This window comes from Pseudomonas sp. D5(2026), assembly GCF_057766845.1.
In genome coordinates this window covers 932,632-955,062 of the sequence record NZ_CM173421.1, presented here as the reverse complement: position 1 = coordinate 955,062, position 22,431 = coordinate 932,632, and the positions used below count along the sequence as shown (strand labels likewise).

20 protein-coding genes are annotated in these 22,431 nt (G+C 62.0%); 12 read left to right on the top strand and 8 right to left on the bottom strand.

The annotated features are described in order from the left end of the window. Position 1: 1 nt before the first annotated feature. Entirely contained in the window at positions 2-1,051 is a 1,050-nt protein-coding gene (locus AC3B5Q_RS04435; protein ID WP_103463221.1) for an alkene reductase, read from the top strand. Positions 1,052-1,160: 109 nt separating this feature from the next. Here the strand turns inward: AC3B5Q_RS04435 and AC3B5Q_RS04430 are convergent, their stop codons facing one another. The 3 genes from AC3B5Q_RS04430 to AC3B5Q_RS04420 all read right to left on the bottom strand — a co-directional run bounded on the left by AC3B5Q_RS04430 (position 1,161) and on the right by AC3B5Q_RS04420 (position 4,036). Then, positions 1,161-2,030, bottom strand: a complete 870-nt coding sequence (locus AC3B5Q_RS04430) for a hypothetical protein (protein ID WP_021781831.1) — start codon at positions 2,028-2,030, stop codon at positions 1,161-1,163. 73 nt (positions 2,031-2,103) lie between these two features. Continuing rightward, the gene (locus AC3B5Q_RS04425; RefSeq protein ID WP_021781830.1) at positions 2,104-3,096 is read right to left on the bottom strand and encodes an NAD-dependent epimerase/dehydratase family protein; all 993 of its coding nucleotides are present in this window, start codon (positions 3,094-3,096) and stop codon (positions 2,104-2,106) included. Between the two features lie 49 nt (positions 3,097-3,145). Then, the gene (locus tag AC3B5Q_RS04420) at positions 3,146-4,036 is read right to left on the bottom strand and encodes a LysR family transcriptional regulator ArgP (RefSeq protein WP_021781829.1); all 891 of its coding nucleotides are present in this window, start codon (positions 4,034-4,036) and stop codon (positions 3,146-3,148) included. Between the two features lie 101 nt (positions 4,037-4,137). Here AC3B5Q_RS04420 and AC3B5Q_RS04415 point away from each other — a divergent pair, with 101 nt between their 5' ends. The 11 genes from AC3B5Q_RS04415 (at position 4,138) to AC3B5Q_RS04365 (ending at position 18,569) form a co-directional block, all read left to right on the top strand. Then, positions 4,138-4,737 carry a LysE/ArgO family amino acid transporter gene (locus tag AC3B5Q_RS04415; RefSeq protein ID WP_003255185.1) on the top strand — a complete coding sequence of 200 codons (600 nt, stop codon included), beginning with the start codon at positions 4,138-4,140 and terminating at the stop codon, positions 4,735-4,737. 271 nt (positions 4,738-5,008) lie between these two features. Then, positions 5,009-5,605: a superoxide dismutase gene (locus AC3B5Q_RS04410; protein ID WP_003255187.1), complete on the top strand. Its 597-nt coding sequence runs from the start codon at positions 5,009-5,011 to the stop codon at positions 5,603-5,605. Between the two features lie 250 nt (positions 5,606-5,855). After that, positions 5,856-7,907, top strand: a complete 2,052-nt coding sequence (locus AC3B5Q_RS04405) for a putative bifunctional diguanylate cyclase/phosphodiesterase (RefSeq protein WP_488392845.1) — start codon at positions 5,856-5,858, stop codon at positions 7,905-7,907. A 158-nt stretch (positions 7,908-8,065) separates the two neighbouring features. Beyond that, positions 8,066-9,400, top strand: a complete 1,335-nt coding sequence (locus tag AC3B5Q_RS04400) for an imelysin family protein (protein WP_021781827.1) — start codon at positions 8,066-8,068, stop codon at positions 9,398-9,400. Positions 9,401-9,541: 141 nt separating this feature from the next. Further along, positions 9,542-10,024, top strand: a complete 483-nt coding sequence (locus AC3B5Q_RS04395) for a hypothetical protein (RefSeq protein ID WP_021781826.1) — start codon at positions 9,542-9,544, stop codon at positions 10,022-10,024. Positions 10,025-10,037: 13 nt separating this feature from the next. Then, a complete protein-coding gene (locus AC3B5Q_RS04390; RefSeq protein WP_021781825.1) occupies positions 10,038-10,424 on the top strand; it encodes a hypothetical protein in 387 nt (128 codons plus the stop codon). A gap of 109 nt (positions 10,425-10,533) precedes the next feature. After that, positions 10,534-11,961: a di-heme oxidoreductase family protein gene (locus tag AC3B5Q_RS04385; protein ID WP_053870403.1), complete on the top strand. Its 1,428-nt coding sequence runs from the start codon at positions 10,534-10,536 to the stop codon at positions 11,959-11,961. 19 nt (positions 11,962-11,980) lie between these two features. After that, a complete protein-coding gene (locus AC3B5Q_RS04380; protein WP_021781823.1) occupies positions 11,981-13,045 on the top strand; it encodes an imelysin family protein in 1,065 nt (354 codons plus the stop codon). A gap of 2 nt (positions 13,046-13,047) precedes the next feature. Continuing rightward, a complete protein-coding gene (locus AC3B5Q_RS04375) occupies positions 13,048-14,145 on the top strand; it encodes a DUF1513 domain-containing protein (RefSeq protein WP_021781822.1) in 1,098 nt (365 codons plus the stop codon). Positions 14,146-14,363: 218 nt separating this feature from the next. Beyond that, complete coding sequence (locus AC3B5Q_RS04370; RefSeq protein ID WP_021781821.1) at positions 14,364-15,512, top strand: efflux RND transporter periplasmic adaptor subunit; 1,149 nt, start codon at positions 14,364-14,366, stop codon at positions 15,510-15,512. Positions 15,513-15,524: 12 nt separating this feature from the next. Continuing rightward, on the top strand, positions 15,525-18,569 hold the full coding sequence (locus tag AC3B5Q_RS04365) for a multidrug efflux RND transporter permease subunit (RefSeq protein WP_021781820.1): 3,045 nt from the start codon (positions 15,525-15,527) through the stop codon (positions 18,567-18,569). 108 nt (positions 18,570-18,677) lie between these two features. Here the strand turns inward: AC3B5Q_RS04365 and AC3B5Q_RS04360 are convergent, their stop codons facing one another. The 5 genes from AC3B5Q_RS04360 to colR all read right to left on the bottom strand — a co-directional run bounded on the left by AC3B5Q_RS04360 (position 18,678) and on the right by colR (position 22,384). Next, complete coding sequence (locus AC3B5Q_RS04360; RefSeq protein WP_021781819.1) at positions 18,678-18,908, bottom strand: hypothetical protein; 231 nt, start codon at positions 18,906-18,908, stop codon at positions 18,678-18,680. Then, positions 18,908-19,606: a lipopolysaccharide kinase InaA family protein gene (locus tag AC3B5Q_RS04355; protein ID WP_021781818.1), complete on the bottom strand. Its 699-nt coding sequence runs from the start codon at positions 19,604-19,606 to the stop codon at positions 18,908-18,910. Before AC3B5Q_RS04355 ends, AC3B5Q_RS04360 begins: the two co-directional genes overlap by 1 nt. Before the next feature lie 6 nt (positions 19,607-19,612). Next, a complete protein-coding gene (locus AC3B5Q_RS04350) occupies positions 19,613-20,293 on the bottom strand; it encodes a class I SAM-dependent methyltransferase (protein ID WP_021781817.1) in 681 nt (226 codons plus the stop codon). A gap of 107 nt (positions 20,294-20,400) precedes the next feature. Further along, positions 20,401-21,711, bottom strand: a complete 1,311-nt coding sequence (locus AC3B5Q_RS04345) for a sensor histidine kinase (RefSeq protein ID WP_103443532.1) — start codon at positions 21,709-21,711, stop codon at positions 20,401-20,403. Beyond that, complete coding sequence (colR, locus tag AC3B5Q_RS04340) at positions 21,701-22,384, bottom strand: two-component system response regulator ColR (RefSeq protein ID WP_003255215.1); 684 nt, start codon at positions 22,382-22,384, stop codon at positions 21,701-21,703. Before colR ends, AC3B5Q_RS04345 begins: the two co-directional genes overlap by 11 nt. Positions 22,385-22,431: the final 47 nt, after the last annotated feature.

Genomic DNA, 22,431 nt, shown 5'->3' with positions numbered 1-22,431 from the left:
TATGACCACGCTTTTCGATCCAATCAAACTGGGCGACCTGCAACTGCCCAACCGTATCATCATGGCCCCGCTCACCCGCTGCCGCGCCGATGAAGGCCGCGTGCCCAATGCGCTGATGGCCGAATACTACGTACAGCGTGCCAGCGCCGGGCTGATCCTCAGCGAGGCCACTTCGGTCAGCCCCATGGGCGTCGGCTACCCAGATACCCCCGGCATCTGGAACGATGAACAGGTCCGTGGCTGGAACAATGTGACAAAGGCCGTACATGCCGCAGGCGGACGCATCTTCCTGCAGCTGTGGCACGTGGGCCGAATCTCCCACCCCAGCTATCTGAATGGCGAACTGCCTGTAGCCCCCAGCGCGATCCAACCCAAGGGCCATGTGAGCCTGGTGCGCCCACTGAGTGACTACCCCACCCCACGAGCACTGGAAACCGAAGAAATCAGCGACATCGTCGAGGCCTACCGCAGCGGTGCCGAAAATGCCAAGGCTGCCGGTTTTGATGGTGTGGAGATCCATGGCGCCAACGGTTACCTGCTCGACCAGTTCCTGCAAAGCAGCACCAACCAGCGCACCGACCGTTACGGCGGCTCGCTGGAGAACCGCGCGCGCCTGCTGCTGGAGGTGACCGATGCGGCCATTGAAGTGTGGGGCGCGCAGCGCGTAGGTGTGCACCTGGCACCGCGTGCCGACGCCCATGACATGGGCGACGCCGACCGCGCCGAGACCTTCACCTATGTGGCCCGAGAGCTGGGCAAGCGCGGCATCGCCTTTATCTGCTCGCGGGAGCGGGAAGCCGATGACAGCATCGGGCCGCTGATCAAAGAGGCATTCGGTGGCCCGTACATTGTCAACGAGCGTTTCGACAAGGCCAGTGCCAATTCCGCCCTGGCCAGTGGCAAAGCAGATGCCGTGGCGTTTGGTGTGCCGTTCATCGCCAACCCCGACCTGCCGGCACGGCTGGCAGCCGATGCGCCGTTGAACGAGGCACATCCCGAAACTTTCTATGGCAAGGGGCCGGTGGGTTACATCGATTATCCGCGGTTGTGATCGAGAGCCGTTCGCGGGCACGCCCGCTCCCACCGGTACGGCGAAAAGCTTGAAAGCTGTTCTTGATCCTGTGAGAGCGGGCGTGCCTGCGAATAAGGCTCAGCTGATGTCACGGACGAGCGTTGATCTGTTGCTGCAGGTTCTGAATCTGGCTTTGCAGCGTGTTCAGGTTACGCGTCATCTGCGCCCGGAAGGCATCGAACTCCTTCACCGAAGCACCACTGGAGGACGCCGCAGCCGGGCGGTTGTCGATCTGGCTCTTGAGCACGACCATGTCCTGCTCCAGGCTCTGGATAGCCGCACTCGGGTTGCCCTGCTTCTTCAGTGCTGCCACCTCGCCACCCAAACTCTTGAGCTGGCCGTCCAGCTTGCCGCCATCAACCTGTGCAGCCTTCAGCGCGGCAACCTGCTCGTTCAGGCTCTTTAACTGGGCATCCAGCTTGCCACCATCGACCTGACCCGAACGCAACGCCGCCAGCTCGCCATTCACCAGCTTCAACTGCGCCTGCAACTGGCTTTGCAGCTCGGTCACGGCCTTCTGCTGTTCTCGCGTATCGGCCAGCACCTGCTCCAGACGCTTGCCCAGGTCGCCGGTCTGACCGGCAACACCCTTCTGCAACTGGCGCAGCTGTAGCTTCAATGCCTCAGTGCTGGTAGTGGCGCCTGACTCGGTGGCCGCCACCTTGCCACTGATCGCCTGAAGGCGGCCAGCCGCCTCCTCACTGATGCGGGCAAAGCTTTCCTGGGTGGCCACCAGTTGCTGCTCCATCAGCGAGATCTGCTGGAAACTCCACCAGCCCAGGCCCGCCAACGCGATGAAGGAGGCTCCGATCAACGCCCACAACGGCGCCGTGCTGGCCCCGCGGGCGGCTTTCTGGCGGCTGCGCATCACATGCGCCGGCATCAGTTCGTCATCATCAACGGTTCCCGCCCGCAAAGTTGGCACGTCATCAAAGTCATCGTGAACATGGTTACGCATGGATACATTCAACCGCCGAAGTCACATAGAGGCACGAGTATAAACCGCCAGCGCGGCGCATTGATGACCATTGTCAGCCGGGCGGCAAATGCTTCCACCAGCTGCAGAACTCATCCACCGCCGTCCACAGGCTGACCTTGGGCTGGTAGTCCAGATACTGCCGGGCACGGCTGATATCCAGGGTGAAATCACGGCTCATCACCTGCATCCCCAGGCGCGACAAGGTCGGTTGCGGGCGCCCTGGCCATAACATGCAGGCCGCCTCGTTCAGGGCGGCCAGGCTATAGGCAAGGCCATAGGAACGGTAGCGGGTCACCTGGGGAAGCTGCATCTGGCGCATCACGTAGTTGACCACGTCCCACAGCGGCAGTGGCTGACCGTTGCTTATGTTGTAAGCCTGGCCCAGCGCCCGGTCATCAGCGAACAATGCACTTAGCAGCGCCTCGTTGAGGTTGTGCACACTGGTGAAATCGACCTTGTTCAAGCCGTTGCCGATGATCGCCACACGCCCTTTGCGCTGCATTTGCATCAGCCGCGGAAAGATACTGGCATCGCCAGCGCCGGTGACGAAGCGCGGGCGCAGCGCCAGCACTTCCAGACCGAACTCCTGGGCACCGAACACTTTCTGCTCGGCCAGGTACTTGGTTTGCCCATAGTGATCGTGAAAGCGACGCGGCACCTGGTCTTCACGGATGTCCAGACGCGAACGGCCATTGAAATAGATCGACGGCGAAGACAGGTGCACCAGGCGCCGTACATGCTCTTTCAGGCAGCCCTCGACCACGTTTTCGGTAACCACCACGTTGCCCTGGTAGAACTCCTGATAGCGTCCCCAGTTACCCACCGCGCCAGCGCAGTGCACCACGGCTTCGACACCCTGACACAAACGCCGGGCCAACTCGGCGTCCCCCAGATCGCCCGGGATGAACTGTGCGCCACGCTTGACCAGGTGCTCGACCCCTTCGGCACGGCGGCCGCTGACACGCACGTCCAGGCCTTGCTCCAGAGCGAAACGCGCAAAGCGCCCGCCAATGAAGCCACTCGCGCCGGTGACCAGAATTCGCATGTAACACTCCGTCTTGCCAGATTTCAGATGCAACTGACGCTAGCCATGACTACAAGGGCACCAGCCAGTGCTGTGCGGTGTGCCGCAAGTGGTCAGTCAGTTGCGCAAGCAATTGCCCGCCATTGCGCCAATGATGCCAGTACAGCGGCACATCGATGGGGGTATCGCGACAGATTTCCACCAATTGCCCACTGGCCAATTGCTCCCGGGCCTGCAGTTCGGGCACCAGGCCCCACCCCAATCCCGCCTCTGTCATACGCAGGAAGCCTTCGGATGAAGGGCACAGGTGGTGCAGAAACCCCCCCTCCATGCCCAGCGATGCCAGGTAGCGGTGCTGCAGGAAATCGTCCGGGCCGTACACGATCGCCGGGGTACGGGCCAGGCGGCTGGCGACAAAACCTTGGGGGAAGTGCCGCGCCATGAACACGGGACTGGCCAGCGCCCGGTAGCGCATGGCCCCCAGTGGCAAACTGCGTGCTCCGGCTACCGGTCGCTCACTCCCACACAGGCAGGCTGCCACCTCGCCGGCACGCATGCGTTTAAGCCCCACTTCCTGGTCCTCTACCACCAGCTCGGTCAGCACGTTCTGTTGTGCGCAGAAGTTGCCCACCGCGCCAGCCCACCAGGTGGCCAGGCTATCGGCGTTGAGGGCGATGCGCAGGCGCTCCGGCATGCCCTCTTCGTCCAGCGCCGGTACCTGGCGCTGCAGGTCGCGCTCGAGCAGGCGCACCTGCTGCACATGGTTGAGTAGCTGGCGGCCGACTTCGGTCGTGCCGGGCGGCGTGGCACGTACCAGGACCGGCTGGCCGACCCGCGCCTCAAGCAACTTGATGCGCTGGGAAATGGCCGACTGCGACAAGCCCAATACCTGCGCTGCACGCTCGAAACCGCCTTGTTCGATCACTGCCGCAAGGGCAGCCAGCAGTTTGTAGTCGAACATCGATTTTCCTAATGGGTGATCAGCTTTATTTGTTTTTCTTATACAGCGCCGAACATCACAATGGCCAGCATCTTCCGTGACCCTTTTTGGAGAGCCCTGCCATGTGGCAAAGCTATCTCAATGGCATGCTGGTGGCCTTCGGCCTGATCATGGCCATCGGCGCCCAGAACGCCTTCGTCCTCGCCCAGAGCCTGCGCCGTGAGCATCATCTGCCGGTGGCAGCGCTGTGCATCGTCTGTGATGCCATCCTCGTAGCCGCCGGGGTGTTCGGCCTGGCCACCGTGCTGGCGCACAACCCGACCTTGCTGGCAATTGCCCGCTGGGGCGGCGCGGTGTTCCTGATCTGGTACGGCGCCAAGGCGCTGCGCAGCGCCTGCTCCAAGCAGAGCCTGCAGCACCAGCAGGGCCAGGGCGTCCGTTCCCGTCGCGCCGTGCTGCTCAGCGCCCTGGCGGTGACCCTGCTGAACCCGCACGTGTACCTCGACACGGTGTTGCTGATCGGCTCGCTGGGCGCCCAACAGTCCGCCCCTGGCGCCTACGTGGCCGGTGCGGCCAGCGCTTCGCTGCTGTGGTTCTCGACCCTGGCCATTGGCGCGGCCTGGCTGGCACCGTGGCTGGCGCGGCCGGCGACCTGGCGGATGCTCGACCTGATGGTGGCAGTGATGATGTTTGCAGTGGCTGCGCAACTGATCTTCAACTGACCTCGGGGTTTGGCGCGCCATATTCATCGACTGCAAGATCGAGCGGCACTCGGTCTCACATTTGACACCAGCGCAAGGGCGAGCCGCCGGTCGGCTCAGCCCAACCCCTCCGGAACCTCTATTCCCTATGTTTGTTGCGTGGTTATGCGCCGGGCCCGGTGCTATGATCCAGCGCTTGCGTCGCAAAGAGTACAGACTCGCCGACGCTTATCGGGCCGCCCGTGATCGGCCTTGCGCAAACCGCAAACAGACCTGAATCAGGAGATCCACCATGGCTTTTGAATTGCCGCCGCTGCCGTACGCCCACGATGCCCTGCAGCCGCACATCTCCAAGGAAACCCTGGAGTATCACCACGACAAGCACCACAACACCTATGTCGTGAACCTGAACAACCTGGTCCCAGGCACCGAATTCGAAGGCAAGACCCTGGAAGAGATCGTCAAGAGCTCTTCGGGCGGCATCTTCAACAACGCCGCTCAAGTCTGGAACCACACCTTCTACTGGAACTGCCTGTCGCCAAACGGCGGCGGCCAGCCGACCGGTGCACTGGCTGACGCCATCAACGCCGCTTTCGGTTCCTTCGACAAGTTCAAGGAAGAGTTCACCAAGACTTCGGTCGGCACCTTCGGTTCCGGCTGGGGCTGGCTGGTGAAGAAAGCTGACGGTTCCCTGGCCCTGGCCAGCACCATCGGCGCCGGCTGCCCACTGACCAGCGGCGACACCCCGCTGCTGACCTGCGACGTCTGGGAACACGCCTACTACATCGACTACCGCAACCTGCGTCCGAAGTACGTCGAGGCGTTCTGGAACCTGGTCAACTGGGCCTTCGTTGCCGAGCAGTTCGAAGGCAAGACCTTCAAGGCCTGAGCCATTCAGCCTTGATCAAGAAACCCGGCCATGTGCCGGGTTTTTTTGTGCCTGTATTGCCCGCAAAGAGGCTGCCACGGTTTTGCTTGCTCAGCCCGCATACCACGCTAACATCAAACCTCTGGAAGATTGATACAGCGCATTCAAGTTGCGGGGTCAGGCAACCGATACACTGCTAATGGTCGGCCGGTAGTGTATCGTCATCGTTGATGGCAAAATGATGCCATGCGCATGGATTAAGGAAACCCCATTGAAGCTGGAATTGCGGAACAGCTTGTCGGTCAAGTTGCTCAGGGTCGTGCTGCTGTCGGCGCTGGCGGTCGGCGTCGTGCTCAGCTGTGCGCAAATCATCTACGACACCTACAAGACCCGCCAAGCCGTGAACAATGATGCCCAGCGCATCCTCGACATGTTCCGCGACCCTTCGACCCAGGCGGTGTACAGCCTCGACCGTGAAATGGGCATGCAGGTCATCGAAGGCCTGTTCCAGGACGAGTCAGTGCGCATGGCCTCCATTGGCCATCCCAACGAAACCATGCTGGCAGAAAAGTCCCGCCCGCTGCAGGACATGTCCATGCGCTGGCTCACCGACCTCATCCTCGGCCAGGAACGCACCTACACCACGCAACTGGTCGGTCGTGGCCCTTACAGCGAATACTACGGCGACCTCAGCATTACCCTCGACACCTCGTCCTACGGTAAAGATTTCCTGATCAACGCGGTGATCATCTTCATTTCCGGCGTACTGCGGGCCATGGCCATGGGCCTGGTGCTGTACCTGGTCTACCACTGGCTGCTGACCAAACCGCTGTCGAAGATCATCGAGCATCTCACCCAGATCAACCCTGACCGCCCCAGCCAGCACCAGATACCGCTGCTCAAGGGCCACGAGAAAAACGAACTGGGCCTGTGGGTGAACACCGCCAACCAGTTGCTGGCCTCGATCGAACGCAACACCCATCTGCGCCACGAAGCGGAAAACAGCCTGCAACGCATGGCCCAGTATGATTTCCTCACCGGCCTGCCCAACCGCCAGCAACTGCAGCAGCAACTGGACAAGATCCTCATCGACGGCGGCCGCCTGCAGCACCGCGTGGCAGTGCTGTGCTTAGGCCTGGACGACTTCAAGGGCATCAACGAACAATTCAGCTACCAGGTCGGTGACCAGTTGCTGCTGGCCCTGGCCGACCGGCTACGCGCCCACAGTGGCCGCCTGGGCGCCCTGGCGCGGCTGGGCGGTGACCAGTTCGCCCTGGTACAGGCCAATATCGAGCAGCCCTACGAGGCTGCCGAACTGGCGCAGAGCATCCTCGACGACCTGGAAGTGGCGTTCGACCTCGACCACGAACAAATCCGCCTGCGCGCGACCATCGGCATCACCCTGTTCCCCGAAGACGGCGACAGCACCGAAAAACTGCTGCAAAAAGCCGAACAGACCATGACCCTGGCCAAAGTCCGTTCGCGCAACCGCTACCAGTTCTATATCGCCAGCGTCGACAGCGAGATGCGTCGCCGTCGCGAACTGGAAAAGGACCTGCGTGAAGCCCTGCCGCGCAACCAGTTGTACCTGGTGTACCAGCCACAGATCAGCTACCGCGACCACCGGGTGGTTGGCGTAGAGGCCCTGCTGCGCTGGCAGCACCCGGAACTGGGCATGGTGCCACCCGACCAGTTCATCCCCTTGGCCGAGCAGAATGGCAGCATCATCAGCATCGGCGAATGGGTACTTGATCAGGCCTGCCGACAACTGCGCGAATGGCACGACCAGGGCTTCAGCGACCTGCGCATGGCGGTCAACCTGTCAACCGTGCAACTGCACCACAGCGAGCTGCCACGGGTGGTCAACAACCTGCTGCAAGCCTATCGCCTACCACCGCGCAGCCTGGAACTGGAAGTCACTGAAACCGGCCTGATGGAAGACATCAGTACCGCCGCCCAGCACCTGTTGAGCCTGCGCCGCTCCGGGGCGCTGATTGCCATCGACGACTTCGGCACTGGCTACTCGTCCCTCAGCTATCTGAAGTCGCTGCCGCTGGACAAGATCAAGATCGACAAGAGCTTCGTTCAGGACCTGCTCGACGACGATGACGACGCCACAATCGTTCGCGCCATCATCCAGCTGGGCAAGAGCCTGGGGATGCAGGTGATCGCCGAGGGCGTGGAAACCGCCGAACAGGAAACCTACATCGTTGCCCAGGGTTGCCACGAGGGCCAGGGCTACCACTACAGCAAGCCGCTTTCGACCCGTGAACTGACTCACTTCCTCAAACAAGCGCAACGCAGCCGGGTTTCGGTTTCCTGAGGCCACCTGCCCGGTTACAGGCCGTGACCCGGATTTACACGAATTGCGCGCCCGCCCCTTTACAGCAAATGCAAATCTTTCGCATGATGTTGTAGTTTCGCGTGCCACGGCGCACGGTCCACCCCTTGGTCCAACCACACGATGCAGGAAAACCAATAATGATTCGAATGCCTCTGGCCTCCGCCAGTCTGCTGGCCATTGCCATCGCCCTCGCCGGTTGCGGTGAAGGCAAGGACGAAAAAGCCGCCGCGGCGCAAGCCCAGGCACCTGCTGCTGCCACCGCCGCTGCTGCGCCAGGCGCTGTCGACGAAGCAGCCGGCAAAGCCGTGGTCAAGCATTACACCGACATGGTCTACGCCGTGTACAGCGACTCGCTGAGCACTGCCAAGACGCTGCAGACCGCAGTCGACGCGTTCCTGGCCAAGCCCAACGACGAAACCCTGAAGGCCGCCAAGCAAGCCTGGTTCGCCGCACGCGTACCGTACCTGCAGAGCGAAGCCTTCCGCTTTGGCAACACCATCATCGACGACTGGGAAGGTCAGGTGAACGCCTGGCCCCTGGACGAAGGCCTGATCGACTATGTCGACAAGAGCTACGAGCACGCCTTGGGCAACCCGGCGGCCAGCGCCAACATCATTGCCAACACCGAGATCCAGGTGGGTGAAGAGAAGGTCGACGTCAAGGACATCACCCCCGAAAAACTGGCTGGCCTGAACGAGCTGGCTGGCTCCGAAGCCAACGTTGCCACGGGCTATCACGCCATCGAGTTCCTGCTCTGGGGCCAGGACCTGAACGGTACCGGCCCAGGCGCTGGCAACCGTCCGGCATCCGACTACCTGGAAGGCCAGGGCGCTACTGGCGGCCACAATGACCGCCGCCGTGCCTACCTGAAAGCGGTTACCGACCTGCTGGTCACCGACCTCGAAGAGATGGTCGGCAACTGGGCACCGAACGTCGCCGACAACTACCGCGCCAAGCTGGAAGCCGAGCCTGTCAACGACGGCCTGCGCAAGATGCTGTTCGGCATGGGCAGCCTGTCGCTGGGCGAACTGGCGGGTGAGCGCATGAAAGTTTCGCTGGAAGCCAACTCGCCGGAAGACGAGCAGGACTGCTTCAGCGACAACACCCACTACTCGCACTTCTACGACGCCAAGGGCATCCGCAACGTCTACCTGGGCGAGTACACCCGCCCGGACGGCACCAAGCTGACCGGCCCTAGCCTTTCGTCGCTGGTCGCCAAGGTTGACCCAGCCGCCGATGCAACCCTCAAGGCCGACCTGGAAGCCACCGAGGCCAAGCTTCAGGTAATCGTCGACCATGCCCTCAAAGGCGAGCACTACGACCAGCTGATCGCCGCCGACAATGCTGCAGGTAACCAGGTCGTGCGTGACGCAATCGCCGCACTGGTCAAGCAGACCGGGGCGATTGAGCAGGCCGCGGGCAAGCTGGGTATTGCCAACCTGAACCCGGACACTGCGGATCACGAGTTCTGATCCTGCTGTAGCGCTTCAACGCAAACGCCCGGCCTTGTGCCGGGCGTTTTCATTTGCTGCCGGGTAAAACGCTTCCTGCTGCCTGGCGTACGCGCAGATGCTCATCCTGTAGGCCTTCGATCAAAGCTAACAGGAGGCACAGTGCTGCAGATTCTTGATGTCTGGGGCGAAGGCCGAATCGTCCAACGCATGAATGGGGGGGACCTCATTACCGGATTCAACGATGCGTACAACCTGAACAAGGCCGGCCAGCTCATCTCCAACGGGCCGTTCGCAGGCGGGCACATTCCCAACCTCATCGTCGTATACGAATACGATGCTCCGGACTTTCCCCTCGACGACCATGCAGTCCCTCACGTGACGCTGATGGGCGCTCCGATTACCCACCACGTGGCCGAGGAAATGTGCCGGGTAGTTGCCCGCCCCGGCAAGATCTACCTGTACGACCCCAACGAAACCGACCGCCGGATGTTCGAAGCGGTCGCCAGTGACCAAGGGCTGCAACTGCTCGGTCGCTTTCATCCCGCCGAGCTCGACCCCCCGTTCAACGAAATCACCTTGCTCGCGGCCTATGTCTATCGCGCCCCGACTAGCCCCTTACCCCGCCCGAAAACTGAACATTAAGAGGAAACACCACATGGCCAACGTCACCTACTTGCGCTCCATCGCCAATAACACCCCTTATACCTTGACCCTGATCGACGGTGAAAACCGCAGCAACAGCCTGGCAGTCGGCGCCCAGCACGTCTGGAATGGCTCGCTGGCCATCCCATGGATCGGCAGATCGACTGAGAACCACAAGGCCTTGCGCCTGATCCTCGGCCCGTCTGCCGACACCAGCATCTGGATATTCCAGGACTACTGGCAACCTGCGCACGAGGACGCAGTCAAGTGCATTACTGCCTCTTCCATGGAATACACCAGCGAACAAGTCATCGAAGTCACCGGCGATAATCGCGGTGGCGGCAACAAAAACCTGATCGTCAACCTGGTCAACCGAAACTTCATGCTCTATATGGCCTGACCAACTGCGCTCGCGGCAATTTCATCAAGCAAACGCAAATTGCTCTTATTCAATGATCCTGGGCCTGCTAAGCTGCACGCCGGTTTTTCGCTCACGCCCAGGATTTTCGATGTCCTTGTCGCTGTCCCGACTCCCTCCCCTGCTGCTGGCCTGTGCCCTGGCCGCCTGTGACGACGCCCCGCGTTTCACCCACGCCGAGCCCGGCGAAGCGTTATCGGGTGGCAAGGCGACCGTGCAGCGCAGCGATCGCAATGCCTATTCCCTGCCCTCGGCCAACCTCTCGCCAGAGCAGCGCCTGGACTTCGCCGTTGGCAACAGCTTCTTTCGCAACCCCTGGGTGATTGCCCCGTCCACCACCACCGCGCGTGATGGTCTGGGCCCGCTGTTCAATACCAACGCCTGTCAGAACTGCCACGTGCGCGATGGCCGTGGCCACCCACCAGAGCCGGGTGACAGCAACGCGGTGGGTATGCTGGTGCGCTTGTCGATCCCCGACCAACCCTACCTGGCCAAAGTGATCGAGCGCCTCGGCGTGGTGCCAGAGCCAGTCTATGGCACCCAGTTGCAGGACATGGCCGTCCCCGGCGTGGCGCCGGAAGGCAAGGTGCGGGTCAGCTACTCCAGCGAAACCTTGTCATTCAAGGACGGCCACCAGGTCGAGTTGCGCAAGCCAGCCCTGCAAATTACCCAGCTCGGCTATGGTGTGATGCACCCCGACACGCGCTTTTCGGCGCGGGTGGCACCACCGATGATCGGCCTGGGCCTGCTTGAAGCTATCCCCGAAGCCGACCTGCTGGCCAACGAAGACCCGGACGACCGCAACCGCGATGGCATCCGCGGGCGGGCCAACCGTGTATGGGACGATGCCCAGGGTAAAACGGTGATCGGCCGCTTCGGCTGGAAAGCCGGGCAGCCCAACGTCAACCAGCAGAACGTGCACGCCTTTGCCGGCGACATGGGTCTGACCAGCACCCTGCAGCCCAAGGACGATTGCACCCCGGCCCAAACCGCCTGCCTGTCCGCACCTAACGGCGACGGGGCCGATGGCGAGAAAGAAGTCAGCGACAACATCCTGCGCCTGGTCACGTTCTACACCCGCAACCTGGCTGTGCCGGCCCGCCGCGACGTCGGCTCGCCACAGGTACTGGCGGGCAAGAATCTGTTCTACCAGGCGGGTTGCCAAGGTTGCCACACACCGCAGTTCACCACCGCCGCCGACGCCGCCGAACCAGAGTTGGCCAACCAGGTCATCCGCCCCTACAGCGACCTGCTGCTGCATGACATGGGCCCGGGGCTGGCCGACGAGCGCACCGAATTTGCCGCCAACGGCCAGGACTGGCGCACCGCGCCGCTGTGGGGCATCGGCCTGAGCGAAACGGTCAGTGGCCACAGCCAGTTCCTGCATGACGGCCGCGCCCGCAACCTGCTTGAAGCCGTGCTGTGGCACGGTGGCGAAGCCGAGGCGGCACGCAACTTCGTACTCACTTTCAATGCCGAGCAGCGCGCCGCGTTGCTGGCGTTCCTGAACTCACTTTAAACGCGCAAAGGAGCCGGGCATGTTCCGACCCAAACTGTTGTTCACAAGCCTCGCCGCACTCGCCCTCGGTGCCTGCTCGCCACAAGACCCGCAAGCAGTGACCTCCGCCGCTATCGCCAACCAGGTGATCCTGCCTACCTACAGCCGCTGGGTCGAAGCCGACCGTACGTTGGCTGCCAGCGCCCTGGCCTACTGCGAAGGCAAGGAAAGCCTGGACAAAGCCCGCGCCGACTTCCTCAACGCACAAAAAGCCTGGGCCGAGCTTCAGCCGCTGCTGGTCGGCCCGTTGGCCGAAGGCAACCGCGCCTGGCAGGTACAGTTCTGGCCCGACAAGAAAAACCTGGTCGGCCGTCAGGTCGAGCAACTGGTCAACGGCGACAAGCCAGTTGATGCTGAGGCTTTGGGCAAGTCCAGCGTAGTGGTACGTGGCCTGTCGGCCTATGAGTACATCCTGTTCGACAGCAAGCCGGACATCGCCACTGCCGAGCAGAAGGCCCGCTACTGCCCGCTGCTGGTGGCCATCGGCGCGCACCAGAAGGCCTTGGCAGAGGAAATCCTCAAAGGCTGGAACAGCACCGACGGCATGCTCTCGCAGATGACCAAGTTCCCCAACCAGCGCTACGCCGACTCCCACGAGGCGATCGCCGATCTGCTGCGCGCCCAGGTTACCGCTCTGGACACCCTGAAGAAGAAGCTCGGCGCACCGATGGGCCGTCAGAGCAAGGGCATCCCGCAGCCGTTGCAGGCCGAGGCCTGGCGCAGCCACAATTCGATGAACAGCCTGCAGGCCAGCCTCAAGGCCGCCGAAGCCGTCTGGGTCGGGGTAGACAACCAGGGCCTGCGCGGCCTGTTGCCCAGCGGTCAGAAAGCGCTGGCGGACAAGATCGACGCCGCCTACGCTACCTCGCTCAAGTTGCTGGCCGATAACCAGAAAACGCTGGGTGAGCTGCTGGCCGACGACGCCGGTCAGCAAACCCTCAACCAGATCTACGACAGCCTCAACGTCGTCCATCGCCTGCACGAAAGCGATCTGGCCAAGGCACTGAACATCCAGCTGGGCTTCAATGCCAACGACGGTGACTGATCATGCTGCGACGCCAGGCACTCAAACTCGGTAGCGTATTGCTCAGTGCCCTCACCTTGGGCGGCTGGAGCCTGTTCCGCAACAAAGGCAGCGAACCCTTGCTGCTCTCGGCGCGTGACAACGGCAACGGCCAGCACTTTGCCGTAGGTTTTCGCCTGGACGGCACACAGGTGTTCAGCACCCAGGTCGCTCAGCGTTGCCATGCCATCATCCACCACCCCGAGCAGCCAATCGCCCTGTTCGTCGCCCGCCGCCCTGGTACCGAAAGCTACCTGATCGACCTGCGTGACGGCCGCCTGCTGCAAACGGTAGCCTCGCAGCCTAACCGGCACTTCTATGGCCATGCCGTGGTACACAAAGACGGCGAATGGCTGTATGCCACCGAAAACGACACCACCGACCCGGGGCGGGGCGTGCTTGGCGTGTACCGGTTCGAAGGCGAGCGCCTGGTGCACACTGGCGAGATACCGACCCACGGTATCGGCCCGCACGAGGTTGCCTGGCTGCCCGACGGCGAAACGCTGGTCGTGGCCAATGGCGGTATCCGTACCGAAGCCGAAAGCCGTGTCGAGATGAACCTCGATGCCATGCAACCTAGCCTGGTGCTGATGCAGCGTGACGGCACCCTGCTGAGCAAGGAAACCCTGGCCCAGCAGATGAACAGCGTGCGACACCTGGCAGTGGCCAGCGATGGCACCATCGCCGCCTGCCAGCAGTTCATGGGCGATGCCGATGAAACTGCCGAGCTGCTGGCGATCAAGCGCCCGGGCGAGCCATTCAAGGCCTTTCCGGTGCCGGAGCGGCAACTGCAAGCCATGGCCCAATACACCGCAAGCGTTGCCATCCACAGCGAGCTGCGGCTGGTAGCGCTGACGGCGCCGCGGGCCAATCGCCTGTTCGTCTGGGACCTGGACAGCGGCGCGGTGCGGCTGGATGCCCCGATGCCCGACTGCGCAGGCGTTGGCGCAGTGAAGGACGGCTTTGTCGTCACCTCCGGGCAGGGCCGTTGCCGGTTCTACGATTGCCGCAAGGCCGAACTGGTCGGACAACCGATGAACCTGCCGTCCGGTTTCTGGGACAACCACCTGCATCTCGTCTGATTTTTCTGTTGCATTCACTGCCTCTTTCGCGGCTAAAGCCGATTCCACAGGGTTCTACACGGTCCCTGTGGGAGCGGTTTTAGCCGCGAAAAGGCCGGCACAGGCATTTCACACCCCTCCTCCCGAAAAACAGTCAATACTTCCCCCATCCACACGTGGGCAGGATCGCCCGTTGTCGTGTAGAAACGAATAACAACTGCATCCAAGGAACCGGACCTATGCTGCGCCGCCGCATGCTCATCATGTTGGCCGTTGTTCTGCTGATTCTGCTGGCCCTGGGGGGTTACAAAGCCTTCTCGATCTACCAGCAGATCCAGATGTTCACTGCCCCCAGACCGCCCATCACCGTGGCGGCTGCCATGGCCGAACAGCGCCAGTGGCAAGAGCGCCTCCCCGCGGTCGGCAGCCTCAAAGCGCTGCAGGGCGTGGATCTGAGCCTGGAGGTGGAAGGCATCGTCAAATCCCTGCACTTCGACTCAGGCCAGCAGGTCAAGGCCGGGCAACTGCTATTGCAGCTCAACGACGATCAGGAAACAGCCCTGCTCGGCACCGCCCAGGCCGACCTGGGCCTGGCCAAGGTCGATTTCGGCCGTGGCAGCCAGCTGGTCGGCGATTCGGCCATCTCCCGCGGCGAATTTGACCGCCTTTCCTCCCAGTACCGGCGCAACCAGGCAGTGGTCGAGCAGCTCAGGGCGCAGAAGATCAAGAAGAGACTCAATGCACCTTTCAGCGGCACCATCGGCATCCGCCAGGTAGACATCGGCCAGTACCTGGCCGCCGGCACGGTGATCGCCACCCTGCAAGACACGTCCAGCCTGTACGTAGACTTCAACGTGCCGGAACAGGCCCTGCCACACCTGAGCCTGGGCCAGCAGGTGCTGGTGCAAGTGGCCGCCTATCCGGGCCAGCGCTTCCCCGCCAACCTCAGCGCCATCAACCCCAAGGTCGAGGAAACCACGCGCAACCTGCTGGTACGCGCCACCATGGCCAACCCCGACGGCAAACTGCTGCCAGGCATGTTCGCCAGCCTGTTGATCCTGCTGCCCAACCCGCAGCCGCAAGTGGTGGCGCCGGAAAGCGCCATTACCTACACCCTGTATGGCAACTCGGTGTATGTCGTCTCACCGAAAAAGGACAAGAACGGCAAGCAGGAAAACGACGACAAGGGCCAACCCCTGCTGATCGCCGAACAGCGCACAGTACAGACTGGCGAGCGCCGAGACGGTGTGGTTGTGGTCAGCAAAGGCCTGCAGGCCGGGGAACAGGTGGTCACCGCAGGGCAGCTGAAACTCACCCCCGGTGCCGCGATACGCATTGGCCAGGACAACGCTCTCAAGCCCGAACCGGGCGCAGCGGCCAAGGACTGACAGGAGGCTGGCATGGCGTTCACCGACCCGTTCATCCGCCGCCCGGTGCTGGCCAGCGTGGTCAGCCTGCTGATTCTGCTGCTCGGCTTCCAGGCCTGGAACAAGCTGCAGATCCGCCAGTACCCGCAAATGGAAAACGCCCTGATCACGGTCACCACTGCCTACCCCGGGGCCAACGCCGAAACCATCCAGGGCTACATCACCCAACCATTGCAGCAGAGCCTGGCCAGTGCCGAAGGCATCGACTACATGACCTCGGTGAGCCGGCAGAACTTCTCGATCATTTCCATTTACGCGCGCATTGGCGCCGACAGCGACCGACTGTTCACCGAGCTGCTGGCCAAGGCCAATGAGGTGCGCAACAAGTTACCCCAGGACTCCGAAGACCCGGTACTGAGCAAGGAAGCTGCCGACGCCTCGGCGCTGATGTACGTCAGCTTCTACAGCAAGGAAATGAGTAACCCGCAGATCACCGACTACCTGTCACGGGTTATCCAGCCCAAGCTGGCCACCTTGCCGGGCATGGCCGAGGCGGAGATCCTCGGCAACCAGGTGTTTGCCATGCGTTTGTGGCTGGACCCGGTGAAACTGGCCGGTTTCGGCCTTTCGGCTACCGACGTGACCAATGCCGTACGCCGCTACAACTTCCTTTCCGCCGCAGGCGAGGTCAAAGGCGAATACGTGGTCACCAGCGTCAACGCCAGTACCGAGCTGAAGTCGGCCGAGGCGTTCGCCGCCCTGCCGCTCAAGACCAGCGGTGACAGCCGCGTGCTGCTGGGCGACGTGGCGCGGGTCGAGATGGGCGCAGAAAACTACGACACGGTCAGCTCGTTCGACGGCACCCCGTCGGTCTATATCGGCATCAAGGCCACCCCGGCCGCCAACCCGCTGGATGTCATCAAGGAAGTGCGGCGCATCATGCCAGAGCTGGAAAGCCAGCTGCCCTCGGCACTGAAAGTGTCGATTGCCTACGACGCCACGCGGTTCATCCAGGCTTCGATCGACGAAGTGATCAAGACCTTGGGCGAAGCGGTGCTGATCGTCATCGTGGTGGTGTTCCTGTTTCTCGGTGCCCTGCGCTCGGTGCTGATTCCGGTGGTGACCATACCGTTGTCGATGATCGGTGTACTGTTTTTCATGCAGATGATGGGCTACTCGCTCAACCTGCTGACCCTGCTAGCCATGGTGCTGGCCATCGGCCTGGTGGTGGACGATGCCATTGTGGTGGTGGAAAACATCCACCGGCACATGGAAGAAGGCAAGTCGCCGTTCGACGCGGCCCTGCAAGGCGCGCGCGAAATCGCCATGCCAGTGGTGTCAATGACCATCACCCTTGCCGCGGTGTATGCACCGATCGGCTTCCTGACCGGGCTCACTGGCGCGCTGTTCAAGGAGTTTGCCCTGACGCTGGCCGGGGCGGTGATCATTTCCGGTATCGTTGCCCTTACCCTGTCGCCAATGATGTGCGCCTTGCTGCTGCGCCGGGAGCAGAACCCGAGCGGCCTGGCCCACCGCCTCGACCAGCTGTTCGAACGCCTGAAGGGGCGCTACCAGCGCTTGCTGCACGCCACCCTCGATAGTCGGCCGGTGGTGCTGGTGTTTGCCGTGATCGTCCTGTGCCTGATCCCGGTGCTGCTCAAATTCACTCAGAACGAACTGGCGCCCAACGAGGACCAAGGGGTGATCTTCATGATGAGCAGCTCGCCCCAGCCGACCAACCTCGACTATCTCAATGCCTACACCGACGAGTTCACACCGCTGTTCAAGACCTTCCCCGAATACTATTCGTCGTTTCAGATCAACGGTTTCAATGGCGTGCAGACCGGTATCGGTGGCTTTTTGCTCAAGCCTTGGAACGAACGTGAACGCACACAGATGGAGCTACTGCCGCTGGTGCAGGCCAAACTCGAGGAAATCAGCGGGTTGCAGATCTTCGGCTTCAACCTGCCGTCGTTGCCCGGCACTGGCGAGGGCTTGCCGTTCCAGTTTGTGATCAATACCGCTGGCGACTACCCGGCACTGTTGGAAGTGGCCCAACGCATCAAGAAGCGCGCTCAGGAATCGGGCAAGTTCGCCTTCCTCGATATCGATCTTGCCTTCGACAAGCCCGAAGTGGTGGTGGACATCGACCGGGCAAAGGCGGCACAGATGGGGGTGTCGATGGACACCATCGGCAGCACCCTGGCGACCCTGCTGGGCGAGGCGGAAATCAACCGTTTCACCCTTGAGGGCCGCAGTTACAAGGTGATCGCCCAGGTTGAACGGCCGTACCGCGACAACCCCGGCTGGCTGAACAATTACTACGTGAAGAACGACCAGGGCCAATTGCTGCCGCTGTCGACCCTGATCACCCTCACCGACCGTGCTCGCCCACGTCAGCTCAACCAGTTCCAGCAACTGAACGCTGCGATCATCCAGGGTGTACCCATGGTCAGCCTGGGCGAGGCGCTGAAGACCGTGCAGGACATAGCTCGCGAAGAGGCCCCGGAAGGCTTTGCCTTCGACTACGCCGGCGCGGCCCGGCAGTACGTTCAGGAAGGTAGCGCATTGTGGGTCACCTTCGGCCTGGCGCTGGCGATCATTTTCCTTGTACTGGCTGCCCAGTTCGAAAGCTTCCGCGACCCGTTGGTGATTCTGGTGACAGTGCCGTTGTCGGTCTGTGGCGCGCTTTTGCCGCTGTTCCTGGGTGTGTCGAGCATGAACATCTACACCCAGGTCGGGCTGGTGACTTTGATCGGACTGATCAGCAAGCACGGTATCCTGATCGTAGAGTTCGCCAATCAGCTACGTCAGGAGCGGGGCCTGAGCGTGCGCGAAGCGATCGAGGAAGCAGCGGCTATTCGCCTGCGACCGGTGCTGATGACCACGGCGGCCATGGTGTTCGGCATGGTGCCGCTGATTCTGGCAACCGGGGCGGGAGCGGTCAGCCGTTTTGACATCGGTATGGTGATTGCCACCGGGATGTCGATTGGCACGCTGTTTACCTTGTTTGTGTTGCCATGTATCTACACCCTGCTGGCGCACAAGGCGAGCGCCAAGGAACCTGCAATCGCTTGAGCCAAACTGTGGGCGCGGGCTTGCCCGCGAAGAGGCCGGCAACGCAGGCGCAAAAAGCCAGAGGCCCCGCAATCGCGAGGCCTCTGGTTTTTCCAGCTAACGCAGGGTTCAACCGAATGGACGCAGCCCTTGACGCAAGCCAAACAGGAACAGCAAAAGGTCATGGTCCGGCTCGGTCCGGGCCTGCTGCGGTTTTGCATCCCGCGGCAACGCGCATTGGTCTGCCATTTCTGCCTTGCTGAACACCGTCGGTCTCGGCTCTTCCCAGGCAGCCACCGCCACGGTGGTCACCGCCAGGCCAGCTACCAGGAACAAAGCTCGAGCAATTTCTAGTTTCATTACTCTAACCCTTTGACAGCGCTGCCAAACGCCATCTTGTAAAAGTAGAGCAGTGTCCGCCATTCTGCGTCATTGAGCGACGAATGGCGGCGTAGCTGACGCAAGTCATTGCCGGCCGCACGCTGGCAACTGATACGCCGCCTGCACTTTTCCAGGTCCAGCAGCGCCACTTCGACGCGAGCCTGGTCGCCCTCGCCGATCACCTTGATGAATACGTGCTTGCCATACAGGCAGCCGTGTTGCCAGTGCCCCAGGTGCATCCGCGCCAGGTTTTCCGCCAGGTCCTTGAGCATGCGCTCATGCACCACCTGCGGGTAACGCTCGCGGGCACCTTCGGCATGCCAGGTGTCGAGTTCGACAAAACCGTCCAGCGCTTCGCTGACCAGCAGCGCGCGCCACTGGTGCTCGGCATCGCGCTCCGCACCACAGAAGACGATACGCGGTACACGCACGCCCAGCTGCTCGAAACTGTTCAGCGCATCGAGTTCACGCAATACCGTCGGCCGACCAAAAGGGTGCAACAGGCTGCGGTAGATATGCCCAACCTGGCGCTTGGCATACAACAGCTTGCCATTGGCATCGTTGAGGCGTTGCACGCCACTTTCACCGCCGCGGCGCTGGTTAGGCTCCTCGACCCACTCGCCTTGCTGACGCCAGTAAAAATCGAACCGCGATTCCCCTTTATGGGCTACAGCCATCAAACACTACCCCTTACGCAATACGTAGACTCGCCACATGGCATAGAACGGCAGGAAGTCGAGGCGTTCCTGGATTCTGAAGCCGGCAGCCCTGAATTCTTCTTCGACCGTTTCGGCAGGTAACACGAAACGGTTCTGGTAATTATCCTGTTCGGCTTTGGCGCTACGGCGCAGCTCCAGCTTTTTCCGGCGCCAGGCCTTGAAGTTGCCATCCACCCACAGGGACAGGATCACACTATCACGGCTAACCCGCTGAAATTCCGAAAGTATGGTCTTTCTGTGCGCCGCCTCGCCAATGTGGTGGAACAGGCGCATGCAGAAAATGCTGTCGACGGCGTTATCCGGCAGGTCGATGGCAAATGCCGAAGTCTGCAAAGGCCGTACCCGTGCGACCACCTCTGGCGGTTGCGCCGCACAGGCAGTCTCGATCATGGCCTCGGAGTTGTCGGCACCGATGATTACCCGATTGGGCTTTTCCGCCAACAGCGGCCAGAAACGGCCCGCACCGCATGGCAGGTCCAATACCAGGCCGGGCTCGCCAGCCAATGCCAAGGCGCGGCGCGCCAACTGCTCATCTCGCTTGTGGGAAAGGCGTCGCGCCAGGCCGGCCTGGTGCTTGAGAAAGTACTCGCGCGCATGGTCTTTGTCGTACTTCTCGGAAAATTCAAGCTTGATGGGGCTACGCATTGGGCATCTCCTGACTCCATTGCGCCCACATTAGGTATGCAAGCGTTGGAATCAGGTCATGCCAGTGTGAAAAAAACGTTGAGTACCAGTTGACCTGATACAAGAAATTACCCGACCAAGGCGTCCGGGTCACCTTTGGTTGCGGTGTTGCTCAGGTCCACCTGGAAGCGGCAGCCATGTGGCAAGGTGGATGTCAGGGTGACACGCCAGCCCTGGTCGTCACAGATCCGCTGTACCAGCGAAAGCCCCAGCCCCAGGCCCTCGCCACGCCGTTCATCGCCGCGCACGAACGGCCTGAACATGGCCTCGCGCTGCTCTTCGGGGATACCCACGCCGCTGTCTTCTACGCTGAAACCGTTGGCTTCCAGGCTCAGGCGGATATACCCACTGTCGGTGTAGTGCGCAGCATTGCGCAGCAGGTTACCCATCACCGACTGCAGGAAGGTGGCGTTGTACAGCACAGGGCTAGCACTCACGCGGCCATCGAAATACAGGGTGAGGCCTTTCTGTTCGATGGTGTCGCGCCACACCCCGATAAGCTCGTCGGCCACTTCGCGCAGGGTCGCCCGTGACGCCACCGCGCCCTCATCACGCTGCGCCCGGGCCAACATGAGGAAGGTCTTGACCAGCTCGCGCATTTCTTCGGTAGCCCGCGCAACCCGCTCCACCTGGCTGCGCGCGCGGGCATCGAGGCCAGGGTTTTCCATCAGAAGCTCGCAAGAGGTAGCCAACACCATCAACGGCGTGCGTAGTTCGTGGCTGACGTCGCTGGTGAACAGCCGCTCGCGGGTCAACGCATCACGCAAGCGGCCCAGGGTATCGTCGAAAGCCACTGCAAGCTGGCCGACTTCGTCTGCCGCATAATCCGGCGCCAGCGGTGGGGCCAGGCCCAGTAACTGATCGCGGTGGCGCACCTGACGCGCCAGGCGGATGACCGGTGCCATTACCCGACGTGCAACCAACCAGCCAAGGATGACCGCCAGCACCAGGCTGAGCACGAAGCCCACCACAACCACGGCAAACAGTATGCGCTCACGCTCCTCGAAGTCGCTCTGGTCCTGCAGCAGTACATAGCGGCGACCATCGACGATCTCGACCATGGCGTGGTACGACAGCTGGTCTCGGAACACTTCGTGGAAACCGCGGTCGAGGTGACGCAGGTCCTTGGGCAGCTCGAAGTCGTCACGCCCACCACTGAAGTAGAACAGCTGGTCCGGGCGAGGCCGATGACTCCAGTCACTGACGCTGTCCATACGCAGCAGGCGCTGCAGATCACCGCCCAGTACCGAAGAAATCAGTCGTTCCTCGACCAGGTGCACCGTGGCGACGATACCGAATGCGAAGGCCCCGGCCACCAGCGCGCTCATCAGGGCAAAGGCGATGATGATGCGCTGGGCAAGGCTTTGCTTAAACTCCATCGCGGCCCTCGGCGAGGCGATAGCCGACGCCATGGACGGTATGCAGCAACGGTTTTTCAAACGGTTTGTCGATCACCTGGCGCAACTGATGCACATGGCTGCGCAGGCTGTCGCTATCAGGGCAGTCATCGCCCCACAAGGCTTCTTCCAGCACCTCGCGGCGCAGTACGTGCGGGCTTTTCTGCATCAGTACCGCCAGCAGCTTGAGGCCGACCGGGTTGAGCTTCAGCAGGCGACCTTGGCGGGTTACCTCGAGGGTATCGAGGTCGTAGCTGAGGTCAGCCACCTGCAGGGTGCGCCGCCCACCGCCCTGGGCACGGCGCAGCACCGCTTCGATGCGCGCCGCCAGCTCCGACAGGGCAAATGGCTTGAGCAGGTAGTCGTCAGCCCCAGAGCGGAAGCCCTGCAGGCGGTCGTCCAGCTGGTCACGGGCAGTGAGCATGATCACCGGCGTGTCACGGCGGGCATCTTCGCGCAGGCGCTTGCACAAGGTGTAACCATCAATGCCTGGCAGCATGATGTCGAGGACGATCAGGTCGTAGTGCTCGGTGGCGGCCAGATGCAGCCCGGACAGGCCATCCTGGGCACAGTCGACGGTGTAGCCCTTCATGCCCAGGTAATCGGCCAGGTTGGCCAGGATATCGCGGTTGTCTTCAACCAAAAGAATGCGCATCGGTTTCTCCTGTGCGGCGCTTCTCGCTGTGGTGCGCGGCAGGCGCA

What these genes read in the sequence shown, in the direction of transcription:
- AC3B5Q_RS04435 (WP_103463221.1), top strand. Translation starts at nt 2, where the DNA reads ATGACCACGCTTTTCGATCCAATCAAACTGGGCGACCTGCAACTGCCC.
- AC3B5Q_RS04430 (WP_021781831.1), bottom strand. Translation starts at nt 2,030, where the DNA reads ATGCGTAACCATGTTCACGATGACTTTGATGACGTGCCAACTTTGCGG.
- AC3B5Q_RS04425 (WP_021781830.1), bottom strand. Translation starts at nt 3,096, where the DNA reads ATGCGAATTCTGGTCACCGGCGCGAGTGGCTTCATTGGCGGGCGCTTT.
- AC3B5Q_RS04420 (WP_021781829.1), bottom strand. Translation starts at nt 4,036, where the DNA reads ATGTTCGACTACAAACTGCTGGCTGCCCTTGCGGCAGTGATCGAACAA.
- AC3B5Q_RS04415 (WP_003255185.1), top strand. Translation starts at nt 4,138, where the DNA reads ATGTGGCAAAGCTATCTCAATGGCATGCTGGTGGCCTTCGGCCTGATC.
- AC3B5Q_RS04410 (WP_003255187.1), top strand. Translation starts at nt 5,009, where the DNA reads ATGGCTTTTGAATTGCCGCCGCTGCCGTACGCCCACGATGCCCTGCAG.
- AC3B5Q_RS04400 (WP_021781827.1), top strand. Translation starts at nt 8,066, where the DNA reads ATGATTCGAATGCCTCTGGCCTCCGCCAGTCTGCTGGCCATTGCCATC.
- AC3B5Q_RS04390 (WP_021781825.1), top strand. Translation starts at nt 10,038, where the DNA reads ATGGCCAACGTCACCTACTTGCGCTCCATCGCCAATAACACCCCTTAT.
- AC3B5Q_RS04385 (WP_053870403.1), top strand. Translation starts at nt 10,534, where the DNA reads ATGTCCTTGTCGCTGTCCCGACTCCCTCCCCTGCTGCTGGCCTGTGCC.
- AC3B5Q_RS04380 (WP_021781823.1), top strand. Translation starts at nt 11,981, where the DNA reads ATGTTCCGACCCAAACTGTTGTTCACAAGCCTCGCCGCACTCGCCCTC.
- AC3B5Q_RS04375 (WP_021781822.1), top strand. Translation starts at nt 13,048, where the DNA reads ATGCTGCGACGCCAGGCACTCAAACTCGGTAGCGTATTGCTCAGTGCC.
- AC3B5Q_RS04370 (WP_021781821.1), top strand. Translation starts at nt 14,364, where the DNA reads ATGCTGCGCCGCCGCATGCTCATCATGTTGGCCGTTGTTCTGCTGATT.
- AC3B5Q_RS04365 (WP_021781820.1), top strand. Translation starts at nt 15,525, where the DNA reads ATGGCGTTCACCGACCCGTTCATCCGCCGCCCGGTGCTGGCCAGCGTG.
- AC3B5Q_RS04360 (WP_021781819.1), bottom strand. Translation starts at nt 18,908, where the DNA reads ATGAAACTAGAAATTGCTCGAGCTTTGTTCCTGGTAGCTGGCCTGGCG.
- AC3B5Q_RS04355 (WP_021781818.1), bottom strand. Translation starts at nt 19,606, where the DNA reads ATGGCTGTAGCCCATAAAGGGGAATCGCGGTTCGATTTTTACTGGCGT.
- AC3B5Q_RS04350 (WP_021781817.1), bottom strand. Translation starts at nt 20,293, where the DNA reads ATGCGTAGCCCCATCAAGCTTGAATTTTCCGAGAAGTACGACAAAGAC.
- AC3B5Q_RS04345 (WP_103443532.1), bottom strand. Translation starts at nt 21,711, where the DNA reads ATGGAGTTTAAGCAAAGCCTTGCCCAGCGCATCATCATCGCCTTTGCC.
- colR (WP_003255215.1), bottom strand. Translation starts at nt 22,384, where the DNA reads ATGCGCATTCTTTTGGTTGAAGACAACCGCGATATCCTGGCCAACCTG.